Raw genomic sequence first — 19,723 nt, 5'->3', positions numbered from 1 at the left:
TTTCCATTCGACAATAGTCCCGTCTTATTCGACAAAAAGCGATATAACTGTCAAAAATTACACAGGACTATTCGACGATTTCTATTAAATTCCTCTTTTTTTACAAACAAATTACAATTATTATATAGATAAATGTTAGAAATTGACCTATAATTATTCAGTATGGAAATTGAAGAAAAAAATGAAATTAGAAATAGACATTACCAATAATGGATAAATATACTTGGAGGTCACCATGGAAGAAACAATCAGTCTGAAAGAACTTTTTCAAACAATACGGAAACGTCTCTGGCTCATCGTCCTAATCACAGTAATCTTCACCACCACAAGCGGACTAGTGAGCTACTTTTTATTAACGCCAATCTATGAATCTCAAGCTCAAATTCTCGTAAACCAAGAAAAATCAGCAGAACAAGCGGCCTATAGCACTGGAGATATTCAAGCGAACGTCCAGCTGATTAATACATACAACATCATTATTAAGAGTCCGGCTGTACTAGATCAAGTAAGCCAGGAATTAGATGGGAAAGTAGCAACCTCAGAGCTAAACAACATGATTTCAGTTGCTAGCGCGCAAAACTCTCAAGTATTAAACATTACGGTTCAAAATCAAGATCCTGTGCTTGCGGCAGCTATCGCGAACAAAACAGCAGAGGTGTTCCAAGAGCAAGTGGTAGAACTGATGAGTGTAGACAATGTGAAAATCCTTTGGCCAGCTCAAGTCGGCGAAAATCCTTCCCCCGTAAAACCTCAGCCAGTGTTGAACATGGCAATCGCGATGGTCGTTGGTCTAATGGCAAGTGTGGGGCTTGCATTCTTGTTAGAGTTCCTCGACAACACCGTGAAAACAGAACAAGATATCGAAAAATTATTAAACCTACCAGTCCTAGGTACAGTAGCATTTATGGAAGATAAAGATATTCAAGATGCACAACGAATGGCACGAAAAGTAGCAAGAACGAGAGGTGAGACGATTGGCTCTTAAGAAATTTAAAAATCAAAAGTCCATTGCAACCACTAGCCGTCACTTGATTGCGGACAAATTGCCTAAGTCTCCAATCTCCGAGCAATACCGTACCATCCGTACAAACATTCAATTTTCTGCAGTTGACCAAAAGTTGCGCTCCATCATGGTAACAAGCTCTGGACCTTCTGAAGGAAAGTCCACCACAGCTTCTAACATGGCGGTAGTCTTTGCACAGCAAGGCAAAAAGGTTTTATTTATTGATGCTGATATGCGGAAACCGACAGCTCACTATACGTTTCAGCAAAACAATGTAAAGGGCTTAACAACGTTTTTAACAAGACAAACAACCTTTACGGAATCTATCAATCCGACAAGAATTGACAATTTAGATATTATGACAAGTGGACCAATCCCTCCAAATCCTGCTGAACTTCTAAGCTCAAAAGCGATGGAGGACATGCTTGCGGCAGCTTACGTGCAGTACGACATGTTAATTTTTGATACACCACCAGTACTGGCCGTTACGGATGCGCAAATCCTAGCCAATCAATGCGAAGGCACGCTCTTAGTAGTAGCGAGTGGTTCGACCGATAAGGAAAGTGCCATAAAGGCTAAGGAATTGCTCGATTCTGCCAAAGCCAAGCTTCTTGGTGTGGTATTGAACGGCAGAAAGAAGCAAGACGGTGCACTGTACTATTATTATGGAGGGAAATAGCCTGCGTACGGCTATTCCTCTTCTTTTTGCATATGCACAGGACTAATTCACTATTAAATTCCCAAAAAAAGGAGGTCTGCCCCATGACATACAAAAAGCGGTTATCCCTGTTGATTATTGTAGATTCCCTTATTGTAATCTCCTCGATCTATGTTGGCTTCTGGATGCTGATGCCTGAAGCAGATATTTTAAATTCTGGCACGCTATTATTAAGTTCATTTTCTCTTATTATTTGGCATCATTTATTTGCTTATTCATACAAGCTCTATCACAAGGCATGGGAGTATGCGAGTGTTGGTGAGCTCATGGGAATCCTCAAGGCGGTCACGTATTCTGTCGCAGTAACTGGTTTCGTTCAGATACTGGCAAGTGGTTCCATGTTTATAAGAGTCCTCATCGTTACTTGGATGCTACACATGATCCTTATCGGTGGATCGCGCTTTTCCTGGAGAGTGTATCGTGACCTTTATATGAAAACTTCTTCAAACAAAAAGCGCACACTAATTGTTGGAGCAGGAGCAGCAGGAAGCATGGTCGCTCGTCAGCTTTTGCAAAATAAAGAGGCAGAGCTGTTGCCGGTTGCATTTTTGGATGATGACGAGAAAAAGCATAAACTTCAGGTGCTCGGCATTCCTGTCATGGGAAGTGTGGCAGATATGGAAGAAACCGTGGAAAAGATGGAAATCGACAATATCATTATCGCGATTCCTTCTCTAGGTAAAAAAGAAATAAACACCATTTATCAAGAATGTGTCAAAACAGATGCGAAAACAAAAATCATTCCAATGCTAGAGGACCTTATGTCTGGAAAGGTCTCTGTGAATGAAGTAAGAGATGTAGAAGTAGAGGATCTTCTTGGTAGGGAGCCAGTAAAGCTCGATATAAAAGGCATTTCTGAATCAATCACAGGAAAAACAGTCCTCGTCACCGGCGCAGGAGGGTCCATCGGGTCGGAAATTTGTCGTCAGATATCTAACTTTACACCTGAAAAGCTGATACTACTAGGTCATGGAGAAAACAGTATTTATACGATTGAGTTAGAACTAAGAGCGAAGTATAACGACATTATTGAGATACATACAGAAATTGCCGATATTCAGGATCGGGACAAAATTTTCTTCATTATGGATAAATACAGACCAGATGTGGTTTACCATGCGGCAGCTCATAAGCATGTGCCGTTGATGGAGCGAAATCCGGAAGAGGCTGTAAAGAATAATATCTTTGGTACCAAGAATTTGGCTGATGCAGCGGATACGTTTGGAATTGGTACGTTCGTACTTGTTTCTTCTGATAAAGCGGTTAATCCAACGAACGTGATGGGTGCGACGAAACGGTTTGCTGAGATGGTTGTGCAGGAATTGGCTCAAGCCAGTAAAACCAAATTTGTTGCTGTTCGGTTTGGGAATGTTTTAGGGAGTCGGGGGAGTGTAATTCCACTTTTCAAAAAGCAAATCCAAGCGGGTGGACCAGTTACGGTTACCCACCCAGATATGACGAGATACTTTATGACGATTCCTGAGGCGTCACGCTTAGTTATTCAAGCTGGAACCTTGGCTCGTGGTGGAGAGGTATTTGTGTTGGATATGGGAGATCCTGTGAAGATTGTGGATTTGGCTAAGAATCTTATTACACTTTCAGGTTATTCTATAGATGAAATAGGGATTAAGTACTCAGGTATTCGACCTGGCGAGAAAATGTATGAAGAACTGCTAAATGAGGATGAGATTCATAAGGAGGATGTGTTTCCGAAGATTCATATTGGGAAGGCGCCAATGAAAGATAAAGAGATTCTTGAGTACTTCTTGGTGAATTTCAGTCATATGCAGGAAGAAAGTTTACGACGTTATTTATTATGTGTAGCGAATAATAACGAGGTTGAAATTCAAGATTTGTTTGCGAAGCAGTTATCTGTTTAAATGGAGGTTAATTTAATGAAGAAAGTAAGAAAAGCGATTATTCCAGCAGCAGGATTAGGAACTCGTTTCCTTCCGGCAACAAAAGCGCAGCCTAAAGAGATGCTACCGATTGTTGATAAGCCGACTATCCAGTTCATAATTGAAGAGGCCGTAGCATCAGGAATTGAGGATATTATTATAGTTACTGGTCGTGGTAAGCGAGCGATTGAGGATCATTTTGATAAGTCTTATGAGTTGGAAGAGACTTTGGCGAAAAAAGGGAAGTTTGAGCAGTTGGAGGAGATTCAAGAAATCTCTAGGCTAGCAAATATACACTATATTCGTCAAAAAGAACCTCTTGGACTTGGTCATGCGATAGGTTGTGCGAAGCGTTTTATTGGGGACGAGCCTTTTGCGGTACTACTTGGAGATGATATTGTGTACTCTCCTGAAAAACCGTGTTTGCAGCAGTTGATTGATGTGTACGATCGTTATAATTCTTCTGTTCTTGGGGTTCAGCAGGTGCCGAAAGAGGATGTTTCTAAGTATGGTGTTATTTCAATGCGAAGTGGAGAAATTGAAAAGAGTTGCTTCCATATTGATAACCTTGTGGAGAAGCCAAAAACAGAAGAAGCGCCTTCTAATTTTGCAATTATGGGGAGATACGTCCTTCGACCGGAAATCTTCGATATTTTAGAAACGCAAGAACCAGGAGCTGGTGGAGAGATTCAGCTTACAGATGCGATAAAAGAACTTAATGAAAAGCAAATGGTTGTGGGTTATGAGTTTAGTGGCGATCGTCATGATGTTGGGGATAAGTTTGGGTTTATCAAGGCACAGTTAGATTTTGCTTTGGAGAGAGAGGATTTGCGGGAGCAGATTTTGGGGTACATGGGTGAATTACTTAAGAGAGAGAGGGTAGGGGTTTGAATTGGTCCTTCGGCCCTTTATGAATTATGCCCATGGAATAAGTCTTTTTTAGCCTTCTAGCCAATAAGTGGTAATTAAACTTTTGAAACAAGAGGTGATGTCTCCTTACCTTTATCAATGGAGGCACTCGGTTGCACTGTGGGTAGGGAGATATTTCTACCTTAGATACGAGGAGTTATCATGGGTGTATTGTGAGGTGGGGTTTGATGCCCCTTTATTTTTTTGTGGAAAAATTACCTCAGAAAATTGGTGCGGTTATTAGTAAAATTTCTCAAGAAAGTGAAGGGTTTACTTCGGTTGAAATAGTTGCTGTGGTTGTGATGTTGTGGATATTGACAGTGAAAGCGGTACCTTTATAATTGGGTCATATTAAAAAACTGATGCAAAGGTTTGTAATGCAATCTGCTAGATGTTTGGAAGGAAACCCCACGTAAAGTTAGGGATAGGGTAAAAATCATATTGATTTAGATTTTATATCGTTTCTACTGAAACATGGTAATTATGTTTTTTCAGTATTTAGGACATTTCAATGAGAATATCTTAAAAACATATTGGATATTCAAATGAAACTGACTATCGTAATTGGATAAGATGCTAGAAGGCTTGCTAGATAAGGATTTGAGGCGTTTTGAGAAATTTATACAAGAATATCAATTTTGTATTTGTGAGGAAGATTGAAAAGTTTTTACGAGGTGGCTATTATAATTAGATAACAATTTTAGTAGTTTAGTAGTTGGTTTGGAAATACTTAAAAACTCGAATTAAGTCCTAATCTACTAAAATATTTACTTAACTAGGGAAGGAAGTCTGGAAGATGCAACCGAAAAAAGTGAAAGAAAGAATATTCCTATCTTCACCACATATGAGTGATGAAGGTTATGAAATGCAGTATGTACAAGAAGCTTTTGATACTAACTGGATTGCTCCTCTTGGAGACAACGTAAATGAATTTGAAAAAGAACTAGCTGCTAAAGTTGGTTCTAAGGCTGCTGCTGCTCTATCTTCAGGTACTGGGGCGATTCATTTAGCATTAAGAGCAGCTGGAGTTGGAGAGGGAGATATCGTTTTCTGTCCTTCACTTACTTTTTCTGCAACAGCAAACCCGATAATTTATCAAAGTGCTACTCCGGTTTTTATAGATAGTTGCTATGAAACTTGGAATATATGTCCTAAAGCATTGGAATCAGCTTTTGAGAAATACCCAGAAGTAAAGGCGGTTATTGTTGTTCACCTTTATGGTCTTTCTGCAGATATGGATAAGATTATGGAGGTTTGTAAGAAACATGATGTAGTTGTTATTGAAGATGCGGCAGAATCACTAGGAGGTTATTATAAAGGACAACATACAGGAACATTTGGTGATTATGGTATCTTTTCTTTCAATGGAAATAAGATAATTACTACTTCCGGTGGTGGAATGCTTGTTTCAAATCATGAAAAAAAGGTTGCAAAAGTGAGATTTTGGGCAACTCAATCAAGAGATCAAGCAAGACATTATCAGCATAGTGAATTAGGGTTTAACTACCGTATGAGTAATGTGGTTGCTGGTATTGGTCGTGGACAACTTAAAGTATTAGATCAAAGAGTAGAGAAGAAGAAATTTATTTTTGAATTTTATAAGAGAGAACTTGGAGAACTTGAGGGTATTAAGTTTATGCCGATTAATGGGTGGGATAAACCTAATTATTGGTTAAGTTCAATGACTTTAAGTAGTCAGGTAAGACCAATAGATATTATGGAAGCACTTGAGAAGGAAAATATTGAATCAAGACCAGTTTGGAAGCCAATGCACTTACAGCCATTCTTTGAGAAGTATGATTTTATTGGTTTGGATGTTTCTGAGAAGTTATTTGAGAATGGCGTGTGTTTACCGTCTGATACTAAGATGACAGATGAAGATCTTTCTAGAGTGGTAAAAATCATTAAAGGATTGTGGAAGTAATGCAGTCTCATTTAAATACAAACATGAAGCCAACGTTGCAACACCCTAATAAAAAAGGTCTTTATAATAAATATTTTAAAAGAATACTAGATTTTATACTTTCATTATCGGCTCTTCTAATTTTGTCACCTCTTCTATTTGCTGTAGGTATCCTAATAATATTGGATTCCAAAGGACCGATTTTCTTTACTCAAGAAAGGCCTGGAAAAAATGTAAAAATATTTAAGGTCTATAAATTTCGAACTATGGTGCAAGATGCGGTTAAGCAACAAAAAGTAGGAGTCGAAGTAAAAGGGAATGATATTAGAATCACACCTCTAGGGAGATTTCTTAGACGATTTAAAATTGATGAATTAGCCCAACTGTTGAATATATTAAAAGGTGATATGTCCATTGTAGGACCTAGACCAACACTTCCTGAATATATAAATCAATATGAAAAATGGGAATTGAAGAGGTTTGATGCAAAACCAGGGTTAACTGGGTTTGCGCAGATTAATGGAAATATTTATTTGGAACGCAAAGAAAAAAGTGCCTACGATGTAGAATATATAGAGAAAATTAGCTTTGTCACAGATATAAGAATAATTTTTAAGACAATTGCTATTGTGGTTTTCGGAGAGGATAAATTTATAAACAAATTCCGAAATCAAAACAAGAGGGGGGAGTAAAGAATGAATAAAACTGTGTTTATTGGGTCCGTTTTCTCAAGTAAGATTGCTCTAGAAACTCTAATAGAAAGTGACGTGAATGTAGATTTAGTTTGCTCTCTTGATGAGGAAGTATCAAAAAATGTTTCGGACTACTACCCTATTCATGAAATAGCTTCCGAGTATGATATTCCATTTTTAAAGTTTAAAAAAATTAATAGTCAAGAAGTACTTGATGAGATTAGAGAAGTTGACCCTGATTTTATATTTGTAATTGGACTTTCGCAAATATTATCCAATGAACTTCTTGATATGGCTAATAAATATTCTATTGGATTCCACCCGACGGCTCTACCGAAGCATAGGGGACGAGCTGCTATACCATGGCAGATATTATTAGGAGAGCGTGAATCAAAAGTATCTTTATTTAAACTTGACCAGGGGATGGATTCCGGAGACATCATAAATCAGTACCCTTACACAATTGAAAAAACTGATTATGCAATGGATGTTTACCATAAAATATGTACCGCAATGAGCCAAGCTATCAAGGAAAGTGTTGAAAATATTTATTCTGATTCAGTAACCTTTACAAAGCAAGATCATGAAAAGGCCACATTCTTATTAATAAGGAGGCCAGAAGATGGGGAAATTAATTGGAATTTACCAAGTAAAGAAATTGAGACACTTATTCGAGCTACAAGCAAACCTTATCCTGGTGCTTTTTCACATTATAAAGGAAATAGTGTGGTTTTTTGGAAAGCTTATTTGGATACTAATGAGAAATACATCGGTATACCAGGCCAGATTGCTTGGATAAAAGATAATGGTGATATAGGAATTATAGCAAAAGATGCGTTGTTAGTTTTAACGGATTATGAAGTATCGAGTGATTCAAAACCTTTTATTGTAGGACATAAATTTGTTTAAGGTGGTAAAGTTATGAACGTTTTAGTGGTAGCACCACATGCAGATGATGAAATTTTAGGAGTCGGCGGAACAATAGCAAAATATGTAGAGGAAGGTCATAATGTATACGTATGCGTTGTTACTAGTGGGCATCCATCTATGTTCCCAAAAGATGTGTTAGAAAAATTACGTGCTGAGGCAATTGAATCCCATAAATTTTTAGGGATAATAGATACAATTTTCTTAGAATTCCCAGCTGTTATGCTAAGTGAAATCCCTAAACATGAGATTAATGCAAAGATTAATAGTGTTATAGATGAGATTAAACCAGAGGTTGTTTTTATTCCTCACTATGGAGATATGCACCTAGACCATTATATAGTGTCTCAATCTACAATGGTTGGAGTAAGGCCGATAAAAGAACATAAAATATTAGAAGTTTATTCCTATGAAACTTTGTCAGAGACAGAATGGAACGTTCCTCATGTGAGTAATGTATTCATTCCGAATACATATGTTGATATCGCTACCTATTTAGATAAGAAAATTGAAGCTATGAGTTACTTTACAACTCAGTTAACAGATTTTCCTCACCCTCGATCGCTTGAAGCTATTGAGTCTTTGGCAAAATTAAGAGGATCAACTATAGGGGTTAGAGCAGCAGAAGCATTTTGTTTGGTAAGAAGAATTGTTATTTGAAATAAGGAGAAGGTGTAATGAAAAAAAAACTTCTCATAGTTGGTGCTAGTGGACACGGTAAAGTAATCGCCGATATTGCATTAAAAATGACTAAATGGACTGACATTGCATTCCTAGATGATGATAATGACATTAAATCTTCGATGGGATTTGAGATCATAGGTAAATCAGTTAGTGCTTATAAGTATTTAAATGAATATGAAATTGTTGTAGGTATTGGTAATAATACAATTCGTGAAGAGATTCAGATGGAGCTTGAGTCTGCAGGGGCAAGTATTGCTACTTTAATACATCCAACTGCTGTTATTGGGGAGCAAGTTGAATTGAGTAAAGGGACTGTAATAATGGCGGGATCAGTGATTAATTGCTGTACTAAAATCGGTAAAGGATGCATTGTAAATACTGGCTCCACAATAGATCATGATAATATTATTGAGGATTATGTTCATATATCACCAGGTACAAAAATAGCTGGTTCGGTTAAAATCGGGAAAGGGACATGGTTAGGTATCGGTAGTGTAATTAGTAATAACATAAATATCATTAGTGGCTGTAAAGTGGGTGCAGGGGCTGTTGTTGTTAATGATATTATGGAGTCTGGGACATATATAGGTATTCCAGCTAGGAGAGTATAACGAATGAAAAAAAATATATGGATATTGAATCATTATGCGACAAACATGTTTACCGACCAAGCTGGTAGGCATTATTGGTTTGCAGAAAATTTACTTAAACAAGGATATACTCCGACAATTTTTTGTGCATCAACAAATCACTTTTCAAATGAGAATGTAGATACTGAGGGGAGTAAGTTTATAAAGAAGACAGTAAATGACATTCCCTTCATATTTATTAATACTCCTGAATACAAAGGGAATGGCCAACAGAGAATAATGAATATGTTCTCCTTCTATAAAGGGCTTTTTTCTGTTGCTCAAGAATATGCAAAACGATATGGTAAACCTGACGTGATAGTGGCTTCTAGCGTACATCCACTTACTATGGTGGCGGGGATAAAAATAGCAAAAAAATTTGGAATACCTTGTATTTGTGAAGTGAGAGATCTTTGGCCTGAAAGTATTGTAGCTTATGGTTCATTAAAAAGAAGTAGTGTAATTGCAAAAATATTATATCAAGGTGAGAAATGGATTTATAAAAATGCCGACTCAATAATTATGACTTGGGAAGGCGGCAAAGAATATATCAGAAATCAAAAATGGGATAATCAGGTTAATCTAAAAAAAATACATCATATTAGTAATGGAATAGTAATTGATACATTTGATAAAAACAGTGAAGAATTCAAGATCATAGACTCAGATTTGGATAATAAAGGTTATAAAAATATTGTATATGCTGGTTCAATTAGGAAAGTAAATAACCTTGGAATGTTACTAGATGCTGCAAAAATAATCCGAAAACAGGGTGAGAAAGAGATTAGATTCTTAATTTATGGTTCTGGTGACGAGATTGAGTTACTAAAGAAACGCTGTGAAGAAGAGAGTATTAATAATGTCATATTTAAGGGGCGAGTTGAGAAAAAGTATGTACCTTCTATACTTAAAGAGTCCTATATCAATATTCTTCACAATTCAAGTACTTCACTTGATAAGTATGGTCAAAGCCAGAATAAGTTTTTTGAATATTTAGCAGCAGGAAAATGTATCATACAAACTTATACAACTGGTTATAGTATTTGTGAAAAATTTAATTGTGGAGTAAGTGTACCTGAACAAAATTCCGAAGAGATTGCTAAAGCAATAATTACAGCAAGTAGTAATGAAAGAATAAATGAATTGATGGGAAAAAATGCTCGTGAAGCTGCTTATCATTTTGATTTTACAAGGTTAACAGAGAAACTGATTAATATTATTGAAAGTGTAGATGAAAGAGAGGAAGCATCAGATGAGCTTATACGAAAAACTAGTTGATAAACAGGAAAAGATTTCAGTTGTTGGATTAGGATATGTAGGTATGCCTTTAGCCGTGGCATTTGCAAAGAAAGTTGATGTCATTGGATTTGATTTAAATGAAAAGAAGATTGAGTTATATAGATCAGGTATAGATCCTACAAATGAAGTAGGAAATGAAGTGATTAAGCAGACATCAGTTAACTTTACTTCAGATGAAACTAAACTCAAAAAAGCAAAATTTCATGTTGTGGCTGTACCAACTCCAATCAATTCTGATAAAACTCCTAACCTTGCCCCAGTTGAGGGAGCAAGTACTATTATCGGGAGAAACCTAACTAGAGGTTCAATAGTAGTCTATGAATCAACTGTGTATCCTGGGGTAACAGAAGATGTATGTATTCCAATCCTTGAAAAGGAGTCTGGACTAAAATGTGGTGTTGATTTTAAAGTAGGATACTCTCCTGAGCGTATTAATCCTGGTGATAAAGTTCATCGATTGGAAAATATTATAAAAATAGTTTCGGGTATGGATTATGAATCATTAGAAGAGATAGCTAAAGTTTATGAATTGGTAGTTGAGGCTGGTGTTCATCGTGCTGGTTCTATTAAAGTAGCTGAAGCTGCAAAGGTAGTTGAAAACAGCCAACGTGATATAAACATTGCTTTTATGAATGAACTTGCTATTGTTTTTGAACGCATGGGTATTGATACACAAGAAGTAATAGAAGCTATGAATACTAAATGGAATGCGCTTAAGTTTTATCCTGGATTGGTTGGGGGCCATTGTATTGGAGTGGACCCATACTACTTTATATATGAAGCAGAGAAACTTGGTTATCATTCACAAATCATCTTATCGGGTAGAAAAATAAATGATGGAATGGGCGCATTTGTAGCGGATGCGGTTATTAAGAAATTGATTCATGCGAACAAGGTTGTTAAAAAAGCTAAAGTTGTTATTTTAGGTTTAACTTTTAAAGAGAATTGCCCTGATATACGCAATTCAAAAGTAGAGGATATAATTAAACGACTTAAAGAATATGAAATAGAACCAATCGTAGCTGATCCATATGCCGATGCTATTGAATCAAAAAATGAATATGGTGTTGATTTGGTCCCATTTGATATGGTAGAAGATGCGGATTGTCTAATATTTGCAGTCGGTCATGATATGTTCAGAGATATGACAATAGATCAGACGAATGCTATGTTTGGCAATTTTCCAAATGAAGAAAAGATAATAGTAGATGTTAAAAGTATTTTGGATAAAGATGAAATTGAGAAACATGGTTATAGTTATTGGAGACTATAAAGTATATGTTAAATCAGGATTAGGATAACCTACAACTTTATAAGAAAGAAGGTGATACACAATGAAAATAGTTTTACTAGCAGCTGGAAACGATATTCATAGTGTTAGATGGGCAAATAAGTTAAGTGAAAATGGTAATGAAGTACATTTATGTTATGTATCAAATCAAAAGCCTTCTTCAGATAAATTTAATTCTAAAGTATCACTGTATGAGCTTAAAATACCAGCGCCATTTGGTTATTATCTTAATGTATTTCAATTAAGAAAAATATTAAATTCTATAAAACCTGATATTCTAAATGCACATTATTCAAGTGGATATGGGACACTTGGTAGGCTAGTTGGATTTTCTCCCTATTTAATTTCTGTTTATGGAAGTGATGTTTACGATTTTCCTTATAAGCGAAAGATAAATATGAACATTGTTACCAAAAATCTTAACGCAGCAGATTCGTTGGCTTCTACAAGCTATGCAATGGCTCTTCAAACTTCAAAACTAATAAACTATCCAATTACAAATATTCATATTACTCCGTTTGGAGTCAATGTAGAAAAGTTTTCTAAGCGTGATGTTAATAAAAACGAAGATGAAATAATAATTGGAAGTATAAAGAAATTAGCACCTAAATATGGAATAAAATATGGTATTTTAGCTGTGAATTATTTAATAAATACCCTTTTGACTGACAAAGAAAGAAATTTAAAGATAAAATACTATATTTATGGAGAAGGTGAAGAAAGAGTTGATCTTGAAAAACTTGTAGATCAATGTAACTTACAAGATGTAGTGGAGTTTAAAGGTAGAATACCAAATGAAACGGTTCCGATGGCATTAAATGAACTTGACATTTTTCTTGGTACTAGTGTTCTAGATAGTGAGAGTTTTGGTGTTGCAATAGTAGAAGCGATGGCTTGTGAAGTTCCAGTTATTGTGACTGATGTTGATGGCTTTAAGGAAGTTGTAGACAGTGGTAATGCTGGAGTGATGGTCCCAAGAAAAGATTATAAGGCAATGGGGATAGAACTCTTTAATTTAATTCAAAAGCCAGAATTGCGTAATGAAATTGGTGAAAAACAAAGAAGACGTGTGGTTAAAGAGTATAATTGGATAAACAATGTTGAAAAAATGGAAAAAATTTATGCGAATTTGAAAAATAAAGTAAAGTAATTGGTGTGAATAAATTGAAGGTGAATAGGAAATGAGCAAAGTTTTAATGTACTCTACTAGTCAGTTATTTGGTAAAAGGGTTACTGGTGGTTTAAAAAGATTTTTAGAATTATATCATGGATTGAAAGATAAAGGAATTGAAGTTGATATGTTTTGTGGGGATTCTCCAGAGATATTAGAAGAAAATGATGTATCAGCACAGTCCTTATTTACTGAGAAAGTGAGCAAAAATATATTTATCCCAACAGAACTTAAATATTTTTTAAGAAACTTAAAAACCCTTAATAAAATAAAAAAACGCAAATATGATTTGATTATAGTATTTGACGTACCCACGGCAGTAGGGTTATGCCTTGTAGGCCTCAAAAATATTAATCTTTTTATTCGGCAAGATTTAGTTGGTTATAAGAAAATTGTAATTAGTGAAAGAACTAATAGTAAATTCTTAATAAATGGTTATCTTACTTTAATGAAATTGTGTGAAACACTATGCCTTTTAAAAGCGAAAAGAATTTTTGTGCAATGTCAGTACGATCTAGATGCTTTAATAGATAGACACAAATTCATCAAAAATTTTATAAAAAGAAAAGCTATTATTCAGATTAATAATGTTAATCCATCTTGGATTACTAATAACTCAATTGAGAGGAAAATTGATTCAAGAAATTTATTTTATAAAGATGATTCTTCCAATGAGTTTATAATCGGTTTTATTGGTGATTTTAGTAATGAAAGAAAAGGACATAGAATTTTAGTCGATGCATTAAAAAGTTTGATAGACCAAGGAATTAATATTAAAGCTATTCTTGTTGGAGATGGTAAACAACTACCAACATATATAACTGAATGTAGAAACTATCCTTCTATTAAATTCACCGGTAGACTTGAAAACCCTATTGAAGTGATAAGAGAGTGCGATTTAATGGTTGTACCCTCTCTAGCTGACTCATGTCCAAACACAGTTATGGAAGCACTCTATAACGATATACCAGTTATAGGAACGTATTCAGGAGGTATTCCTGAGATTCTTGTACATGAGAGTACGTTATTTAGTCCCAATCCACCTTCTCTGGAGAATAAGATCAGGTATTGTTTAAATAAAACAAATTTAAATAATATAAAACTAGAACAACAAAGCAGAAAAAAAGACTTGAATTTTAATTGGCCAGATGTAATGTTACAACATATGCATTTACTTTAAACTCTAAAGTGGCCATTGTGTTTAAAAGGTCCCTTTAAATAAAAGTGAGCTAAATCAGGAGAGGTAACTAATGGCGTTTTTTTATTTTGTTATTATGCTTTTGATTATCAGCTTTGAGATAATTAGAAGAAAAAAATTTAAATTTGACCCCTTAAGCTTTTTTAATGGATATTTCATAATATATTATATCCTTCCAGCTATCATAAATAATACTCCATTTTTAAACCATAAGAATAGATACTATTCTTTCGTAGGAAATGTAGAGGCCTCAATTTATGGATTATTAGTTGTTACTACTTCATATTTAATGGTGGTATCGGGTTTTTATTTTACACTTAAGTTAAAAAGTAAATGGAAAAATATAAGAGTTACTTTAAAAAATGAAGAAAAATTTGTAAAGTTAATAGCGTCACTTTTTTTGATATTATCGTTAGGTTCTCTATTAGCATATACCAGTATTTTTGGAGGCTTATTTGAAGTGATTAGTAATGCTAATAGCATACGTGATCAAAGTTATGAAGGATTAAATGAAGAAAATTCAAGTAACGCGTTTGTAAAAAGATTTATTATTGCTGCTAATTACTCTACTTTCTTACTTGCTGGTTATGTGGTTGGTATTAAAAGAACAAATAAAACAATTAAGATAATCTTTATTATAAGTTTAGTATCAAGTATTTTTTGGTTCCTAATACATGCAGGACGCGGAGCATTAATTTTATTTATTATAACACTAATTTTTGGGAGTCTTAGAGCAAAAGTTAATACTGACTATAGGATTAACTTAAAGCAAAGTGAGTTAACAAAAAAAGTGATTTTTACTGTAATTATTGGATTTATAATAATAAATTATGCAAGACCTTTCTTTATGAGTTTATCCATGCTTAAATACGGATTAAGCGCTGTATATAATGCTTTTATTGATTATTCCAGTAGTGGTAGATATTCAATAACTGGAATGGAAGATGTAATTCGAGTATTTTCCAATAATACTGAATATAAATATATTTCTACAGAAGTAGCGATTAATGTAGTGAATTCAGGCATTCACCAAATGAGTTTTTTCGGTGACTTTGCAGGAGCATTTATCTCAGTAATACCTTCTTCTTTTTTATGGTTTAGTAAGCCATCTTCCATTGAATATTTTAATACTATTTATATAATGGGCGGACATTACACACAAATTCCCCCTGGTGGTATTGCGTATGGGTATTATAGTCTTTCAATATTGGGAGTAATAATTTTTTCTTTTATTACTGGAATGTTAGGTGGAAAAATAGAGAAGTTTTTTAATTACACTTTATCTGAAGTAAAGTTTATGAGTTATATTTACGTATCAACTATATTTGTTTGGTTAGATTTATTTTTTTCTGGAGAACCTAGACATTTTATACAAAGAGAATTTGTATACTTGTTTTTTTTCATGATGATATATTATGGTTTGAAAAAAGTAGGAGAACCCAATACTGTGAAATCATAAATTTGGAAGTTTTTTGAGGAGAGTCTATATGAAGCACCTAGTAAGTGTAATAATCCCAATTTATAACGTTGAACCTTACTTAAAAGATATGCTCGAAAGTGTAATCAATCAAAAATATAACAATTTAGAAATCTTGTTGATAAACGATGGGTCTACTGATGAATCAGGAGAAATTTGTAACTATTATAAATCTATTGATGATAGAATTTGCGTTTTCCATAAGATAAATGAAGGTCCTTCGGAGGCAAGAAACTTCGGGTTAAAAAAAAGTAAAGGTGATTTTATCATATTTTTGGATAGCGATGATATTGCCTATCCAGAAATGATAAGTAGTATGCTAAACGCAATAATTCAAACTAATGCAGAAATGTGCATTTGTAATGTAAAGAGAATATATGGGGATAAGGTTAAGACCCAATGTAAAGAGAATTTGCCTAGTGAAATTGACTTTACAACAGAAGACAAGAATAATTATGTCTATCAAAACATTATTAGAGAGGATAGGCATAAATTCTCGATTTGGAATAGGTTATTTAAAGCGGAAACAATTAGAAAATATAATATAGAATTTGTAAGTTATAAAGATGTAGCTTCAGAAGATATGCTATTCAACTTATCTGTGCTACCATTTGTTTCAAAAATTGTATGGATACAGACCCCCTTATATGATCATTTCATTAGACAAGGGACCTTAACGACTTCTCCAAAACCAAATATAACATCAAGAGTAATTAACCAATCAAATTTATATCATGAATTCTTATTACAGTGGGGGAAAAAGACTGAATTTGATAAAGTATTTCCCTATGTCTTATTAAAGACGTATATAATGGCTGTTGACTATGAGATTGTTCATAATAAAAGTAGCTTTAAAACTTTTATTGAAAAACACAGTGATTTTTTATCGTCTAATTTATATAGAGATTCTTTTAAAGAGATTTTATTAAATAGAAATTTTAATATTGCTAAAAGAGATTTAATAGCTATTAAGTTATTTGATAAAAAGCATTTCTCAATATCCTCAATCTTATTTTTTGTTATAAAAAAATCTATATATACTTTAGGGAAACTTAAATACAAATTGCTAAACTAAAAAAACCATTTAAATTTTTGTGTCAATTTAATTAGGTGACTTGGTAAAACCAAGTTTTTTTACATTTTAATAAAAAGCAAAAATGACTGGAGGAATGTTTAATGAGTGAGTCAAAACAGAAAGTAGGAATTATCACTTTCCATAGAGCAGAAAATTTTGGAGCAGTATTACAAGCATTTGCTTTACAAAATTATATAAAAAACCAAGGTTATAATGCTGAGATAATAGATTATGACTTTAAAAATGTATCACAGAAATATAATCTACTTCTCAATTCGAAATTTCATAACTCAAAAAATCCATTAAAAAGGATTAGAATATTATTATCTAACATTTATAACCTTAATAAAAAGATAACTAGAAAAAATAATTATAAAGAATTTAGAAGGGGAAGTTTATTGCTTTCAGCTAAAAAATATGATGATTACGAAGACTTAATAGACAATCCTCCTCTTTATGATTTTTATATAACAGGAAGTGATCAGGTCTGGAATAAAGACTTTTTAGATAAAGGTGAGTATTCCTTTTATTTGGATTTTGTAAAAAGCGGAATTAAATTATCATATGCAGCAAGTACAGGAGGTAATGCTATCAAAGAGGAAAATCTAAAGCATATTTCTAGGTTGGATTTTATTTCAATTAGAGAAAAGTCAACAGCTATGAGTTTACAAGATAAAATTGAGAATACTGTCTATAATGTCTGTGACCCTGTATTTTTGCTGAAACATAATGAGTGGAATAACTTTTATCAGAAAAAAAGGTCAGTAAGAAAAGATAATACAAAATATATACTTCTATATAATATTTGGACAGATGATAACTTAATTGAACTTGTAAACGAAATTTCATCAAAGTTGAACATGAAAGTAGTCTGCTACAATAAGAAAGATAAATTTAATGATGCACAGATTGATTTTGAAAATGAAGTTCCTGAGCAGTTTTTGAGATTAATTGCTGAAGCTGAATATGTAATTACTTCTTCTTTCCATGGGACAGCTTTTTCTATTATTTTTAATAAAAAATTCATTACATCTTCTCACCCTTCAACCGGTGCAAGAATGATTGATGTACTTGATAACTTCGGTCTTTCTAAACGATTAATTGACACTAAAAACTCTGCAGAAAAGAATATAGAAATATTAAAAACTGATATAGATTATATTATGGTTAATGAGTTACTAGAAAAAGAAAGAGAAAAAGCTAAGGAATATTTGAGTACTGCATTTAATTCTATAAATTAATTTGAAAATTAGAGAGCGGTAGGTATGTTAAGTAAAATAAAAAAAAGTTTAACCACAAATAAAAAGAATATAGCTAAGATTTCTTCAGGTACATTGCTAGGACAAGTAATATCAATTATTTTACTACCAATTCTTACACGCATATATGGTCCAACTGTGATAGGGTTTTGGACACTGTTAATAGCTATATCTACAATTATTAGGTCATTTTCTGATATTGGACTAACAAAGTCAATAATGATTGAGGAAGACGAAAATATTGAAAGAACGTATAAAGTAATAACTACGACTGTATTATTCATAAGTATTCTATCATCTATGTTAATTACGATGTATTTTAGTATAGTACCAACCAATATTTCTATTAGTCTAACATTTTTATTCGCTTTTAGTATGGTTCTATTTTTCACAACACAGCAAATACAAGTATGCTATACATGGCTTAACCGCAAAGGTGAGTATAATGTTTTGATGAAAAATCCCTTAATCAACAACCTAGTATATGGTTCTGTGGCAGTTTCACTAGGTTTATTAGGTATGGACCTTTATGGTTACTTTATAGGTCATATCGTTGGTCAAGTAGTAACGTTAATACACATGAAACGTCATTTACCCAATAAGTTTTTTACTTTTAAATTTGAGGATTACAAATTATGTATTAGTAATAACAAAAGGTTTGTAAAATATCAGATGCCTACAGGGGTGTTAACGAATTTTAAAAATCAGTTACCGATTTTACTAATTGAAGGTCTTTGGGGAACGAAGCTATTAGGTTATTATTCTATAACTGTAAGGTTGTTAGGTATACCCATTACTATATTAGCAAGTGCTATAGGGCGTGTTTTTTTTCAAACTATTTCTAATAAACAAAAGAAAGGAAACGATATTGGGTACTTTGTATTTAGAAATATGACAAACGGTATGAAAGTTGCGATTATACCTATTGCTTTGCTCATGGCATTTGGTGATATTATTACTATTATATTTTTAGGATCAGACTGGAAAATTGCAGGAGATTTTGTGAGAATTCTAGCCATTCAATATTTTTTCATGTTTTTAATGAATACAGTACAAGGGTTAGAAGTAACAATAAATAAACAAAAGTATGCAATGATATCATGTATAGTACAGATTTTTTTCAGTATATTGGGTGCACTGATAGGTAAGTTTGTATTTGATGATATATATTTTGGATTATTCCTTATGACTATATTCTTTATAATAATAAATATCACATATTTTAGTATATTATTTAAAGTTATGAACATTTCTAGTAAAAAATACATCAAAAATGCTATTCTATGTGTTTTGTTGATTTTGTTATTATCTGCAGTATTTAGATCAGTTTTTAATTTTTTTGGAATAATTGATATTATGTATCGATTTTAGATTAATTAGGGACTTGTGACCTCACTTAATAGTCAGAGACCTATCTTTTAAAAGGAATGGTGTAAATAATATTTGTCATAAATTTTCTGGAAATATCACCATAGTGGGTCCATGCAGATATCCTAATATAAAACGAACCGAAGTTGGTACGAGAATACACCTATTAATATTAGTGTCTTTAAAAGAAATGAACGGTCTACTCGATGCAACTACAAAGTA

The 19,723-nt window shown here is 33.4% G+C and carries 18 protein-coding genes; all 18 read left to right on the top strand.

The window, feature by feature from the left end; genetic code table 11:
* Positions 1 to 235: 235 nt before the first annotated feature.
* The 18 genes from FIU87_RS19115 (at position 236) to FIU87_RS19035 (ending at position 19,504) form a co-directional block, all read left to right on the top strand.
* Positions 236 to 985, top strand: coding sequence for a YveK family protein (locus FIU87_RS19115; RefSeq protein WP_152446055.1), 750 nt, complete (start codon positions 236 to 238; stop codon positions 983 to 985).
* Positions 975 to 1,682, top strand: a complete 708-nt coding sequence (locus FIU87_RS19110) for a CpsD/CapB family tyrosine-protein kinase (protein WP_152446054.1) — start codon at positions 975 to 977, stop codon at positions 1,680 to 1,682. Before FIU87_RS19115 ends, FIU87_RS19110 begins: the two co-directional genes overlap by 11 nt.
* A gap of 83 nt (positions 1,683 to 1,765) precedes the next feature.
* Positions 1,766 to 3,601, top strand: a complete 1,836-nt coding sequence (locus FIU87_RS19105; RefSeq protein ID WP_152446053.1) for a polysaccharide biosynthesis protein — start codon at positions 1,766 to 1,768, stop codon at positions 3,599 to 3,601.
* Between the two features lie 15 nt (positions 3,602 to 3,616).
* A complete protein-coding gene (gene galU / locus FIU87_RS19100; RefSeq protein ID WP_152446052.1) occupies positions 3,617 to 4,510 on the top strand; it encodes a UTP--glucose-1-phosphate uridylyltransferase GalU in 894 nt (297 codons plus the stop codon).
* A gap of 224 nt (positions 4,511 to 4,734) precedes the next feature.
* Complete coding sequence (locus FIU87_RS21615; protein ID WP_301538640.1) at positions 4,735 to 4,869, top strand: hypothetical protein; 135 nt, start codon at positions 4,735 to 4,737, stop codon at positions 4,867 to 4,869.
* Positions 4,870 to 5,339: 470 nt separating this feature from the next.
* Entirely contained in the window at positions 5,340 to 6,452 is a 1,113-nt protein-coding gene (locus FIU87_RS19095; protein ID WP_152446660.1) for a DegT/DnrJ/EryC1/StrS family aminotransferase, read from the top strand.
* A 23-nt stretch (positions 6,453 to 6,475) separates the two neighbouring features.
* Positions 6,476 to 7,123: a sugar transferase gene (locus FIU87_RS19090; protein ID WP_152446659.1), complete on the top strand. Its 648-nt coding sequence runs from the start codon at positions 6,476 to 6,478 to the stop codon at positions 7,121 to 7,123.
* A gap of 3 nt (positions 7,124 to 7,126) precedes the next feature.
* Complete coding sequence (locus tag FIU87_RS19085; RefSeq protein ID WP_152446051.1) at positions 7,127 to 8,032, top strand: methionyl-tRNA formyltransferase; 906 nt, start codon at positions 7,127 to 7,129, stop codon at positions 8,030 to 8,032.
* Positions 8,033 to 8,044: 12 nt separating this feature from the next.
* Positions 8,045 to 8,710: a PIG-L deacetylase family protein gene (locus tag FIU87_RS19080; protein ID WP_152446050.1), complete on the top strand. Its 666-nt coding sequence runs from the start codon at positions 8,045 to 8,047 to the stop codon at positions 8,708 to 8,710.
* Positions 8,711 to 8,727: 17 nt separating this feature from the next.
* Positions 8,728 to 9,345, top strand: coding sequence for an acetyltransferase (locus tag FIU87_RS19075; RefSeq protein WP_152446049.1), 618 nt, complete (start codon positions 8,728 to 8,730; stop codon positions 9,343 to 9,345).
* Between the two features lie 3 nt (positions 9,346 to 9,348).
* Positions 9,349 to 10,641: a glycosyltransferase family 4 protein gene (locus tag FIU87_RS19070; protein WP_152446048.1), complete on the top strand. Its 1,293-nt coding sequence runs from the start codon at positions 9,349 to 9,351 to the stop codon at positions 10,639 to 10,641.
* A complete protein-coding gene (locus FIU87_RS19065) occupies positions 10,616 to 11,935 on the top strand; it encodes a nucleotide sugar dehydrogenase (RefSeq protein ID WP_152446047.1) in 1,320 nt (439 codons plus the stop codon). The genes FIU87_RS19070 and FIU87_RS19065 overlap by 26 nt, the downstream gene beginning before the upstream one ends.
* A gap of 61 nt (positions 11,936 to 11,996) precedes the next feature.
* Complete coding sequence (locus FIU87_RS19060) at positions 11,997 to 13,103, top strand: glycosyltransferase (protein ID WP_152446046.1); 1,107 nt, start codon at positions 11,997 to 11,999, stop codon at positions 13,101 to 13,103.
* Positions 13,104 to 13,134: 31 nt separating this feature from the next.
* Positions 13,135 to 14,304: a glycosyltransferase family 4 protein gene (locus FIU87_RS19055; protein WP_152446045.1), complete on the top strand. Its 1,170-nt coding sequence runs from the start codon at positions 13,135 to 13,137 to the stop codon at positions 14,302 to 14,304.
* Positions 14,305 to 14,374: 70 nt separating this feature from the next.
* Positions 14,375 to 15,781 (top strand): O-antigen polymerase, encoded by a 1,407-nt coding sequence (locus tag FIU87_RS19050; RefSeq protein ID WP_152446044.1) that lies wholly within the window; start codon positions 14,375 to 14,377, stop codon positions 15,779 to 15,781.
* A 28-nt stretch (positions 15,782 to 15,809) separates the two neighbouring features.
* Positions 15,810 to 16,874 carry a glycosyltransferase family 2 protein gene (locus FIU87_RS19045; protein ID WP_152446043.1) on the top strand — a complete coding sequence of 355 codons (1,065 nt, stop codon included), beginning with the start codon at positions 15,810 to 15,812 and terminating at the stop codon, positions 16,872 to 16,874.
* Between the two features lie 101 nt (positions 16,875 to 16,975).
* Positions 16,976 to 18,115 (top strand): polysaccharide pyruvyl transferase family protein, encoded by a 1,140-nt coding sequence (locus tag FIU87_RS19040; RefSeq protein WP_152446042.1) that lies wholly within the window; start codon positions 16,976 to 16,978, stop codon positions 18,113 to 18,115.
* A gap of 24 nt (positions 18,116 to 18,139) precedes the next feature.
* Entirely contained in the window at positions 18,140 to 19,504 is a 1,365-nt protein-coding gene (locus FIU87_RS19035) for an oligosaccharide flippase family protein (protein WP_152446041.1), read from the top strand.
* Positions 19,505 to 19,723 lie beyond the last annotated feature (219 nt).

The sequence above is a fragment of the Bacillus sp. THAF10 genome, from assembly GCF_009363695.1.
In the GTDB taxonomy this organism is placed as follows: domain Bacteria; phylum Bacillota; class Bacilli; order Bacillales; family Bacillaceae_I; genus Sutcliffiella_A.
Note: the sequence above shows the minus strand (reverse complement) of the source record. Positions and strands in the feature narration are given on the sequence as shown.

Excerpts from the sequence above, each read along its gene's own strand:
- FIU87_RS19065 (WP_152446047.1), top strand. The coding sequence starts at position 10,616 with ATGAGCTTATACGAAAAACTAGTTGATAAACAGGAAAAGATTTCAGTT.
- FIU87_RS19105 (WP_152446053.1), top strand. The coding sequence starts at position 1,766 with ATGACATACAAAAAGCGGTTATCCCTGTTGATTATTGTAGATTCCCTT.
- FIU87_RS19040 (WP_152446042.1), top strand. The coding sequence starts at position 16,976 with ATGAGTGAGTCAAAACAGAAAGTAGGAATTATCACTTTCCATAGAGCA.
- FIU87_RS19085 (WP_152446051.1), top strand. The coding sequence starts at position 7,127 with ATGAATAAAACTGTGTTTATTGGGTCCGTTTTCTCAAGTAAGATTGCT.
- FIU87_RS19115 (WP_152446055.1), top strand. The coding sequence starts at position 236 with ATGGAAGAAACAATCAGTCTGAAAGAACTTTTTCAAACAATACGGAAA.
- FIU87_RS19055 (WP_152446045.1), top strand. The coding sequence starts at position 13,135 with ATGAGCAAAGTTTTAATGTACTCTACTAGTCAGTTATTTGGTAAAAGG.
- galU (WP_152446052.1), top strand. The coding sequence starts at position 3,617 with ATGAAGAAAGTAAGAAAAGCGATTATTCCAGCAGCAGGATTAGGAACT.
- FIU87_RS19080 (WP_152446050.1), top strand. The coding sequence starts at position 8,045 with ATGAACGTTTTAGTGGTAGCACCACATGCAGATGATGAAATTTTAGGA.
- FIU87_RS19070 (WP_152446048.1), top strand. The coding sequence starts at position 9,349 with ATGAAAAAAAATATATGGATATTGAATCATTATGCGACAAACATGTTT.
- FIU87_RS19075 (WP_152446049.1), top strand. The coding sequence starts at position 8,728 with ATGAAAAAAAAACTTCTCATAGTTGGTGCTAGTGGACACGGTAAAGTA.
- FIU87_RS19045 (WP_152446043.1), top strand. The coding sequence starts at position 15,810 with ATGAAGCACCTAGTAAGTGTAATAATCCCAATTTATAACGTTGAACCT.
- FIU87_RS19035 (WP_152446041.1), top strand. The coding sequence starts at position 18,140 with ATGTTAAGTAAAATAAAAAAAAGTTTAACCACAAATAAAAAGAATATA.
- FIU87_RS19050 (WP_152446044.1), top strand. The coding sequence starts at position 14,375 with ATGGCGTTTTTTTATTTTGTTATTATGCTTTTGATTATCAGCTTTGAG.
- FIU87_RS19090 (WP_152446659.1), top strand. The coding sequence starts at position 6,476 with ATGAAGCCAACGTTGCAACACCCTAATAAAAAAGGTCTTTATAATAAA.
- FIU87_RS19060 (WP_152446046.1), top strand. The coding sequence starts at position 11,997 with ATGAAAATAGTTTTACTAGCAGCTGGAAACGATATTCATAGTGTTAGA.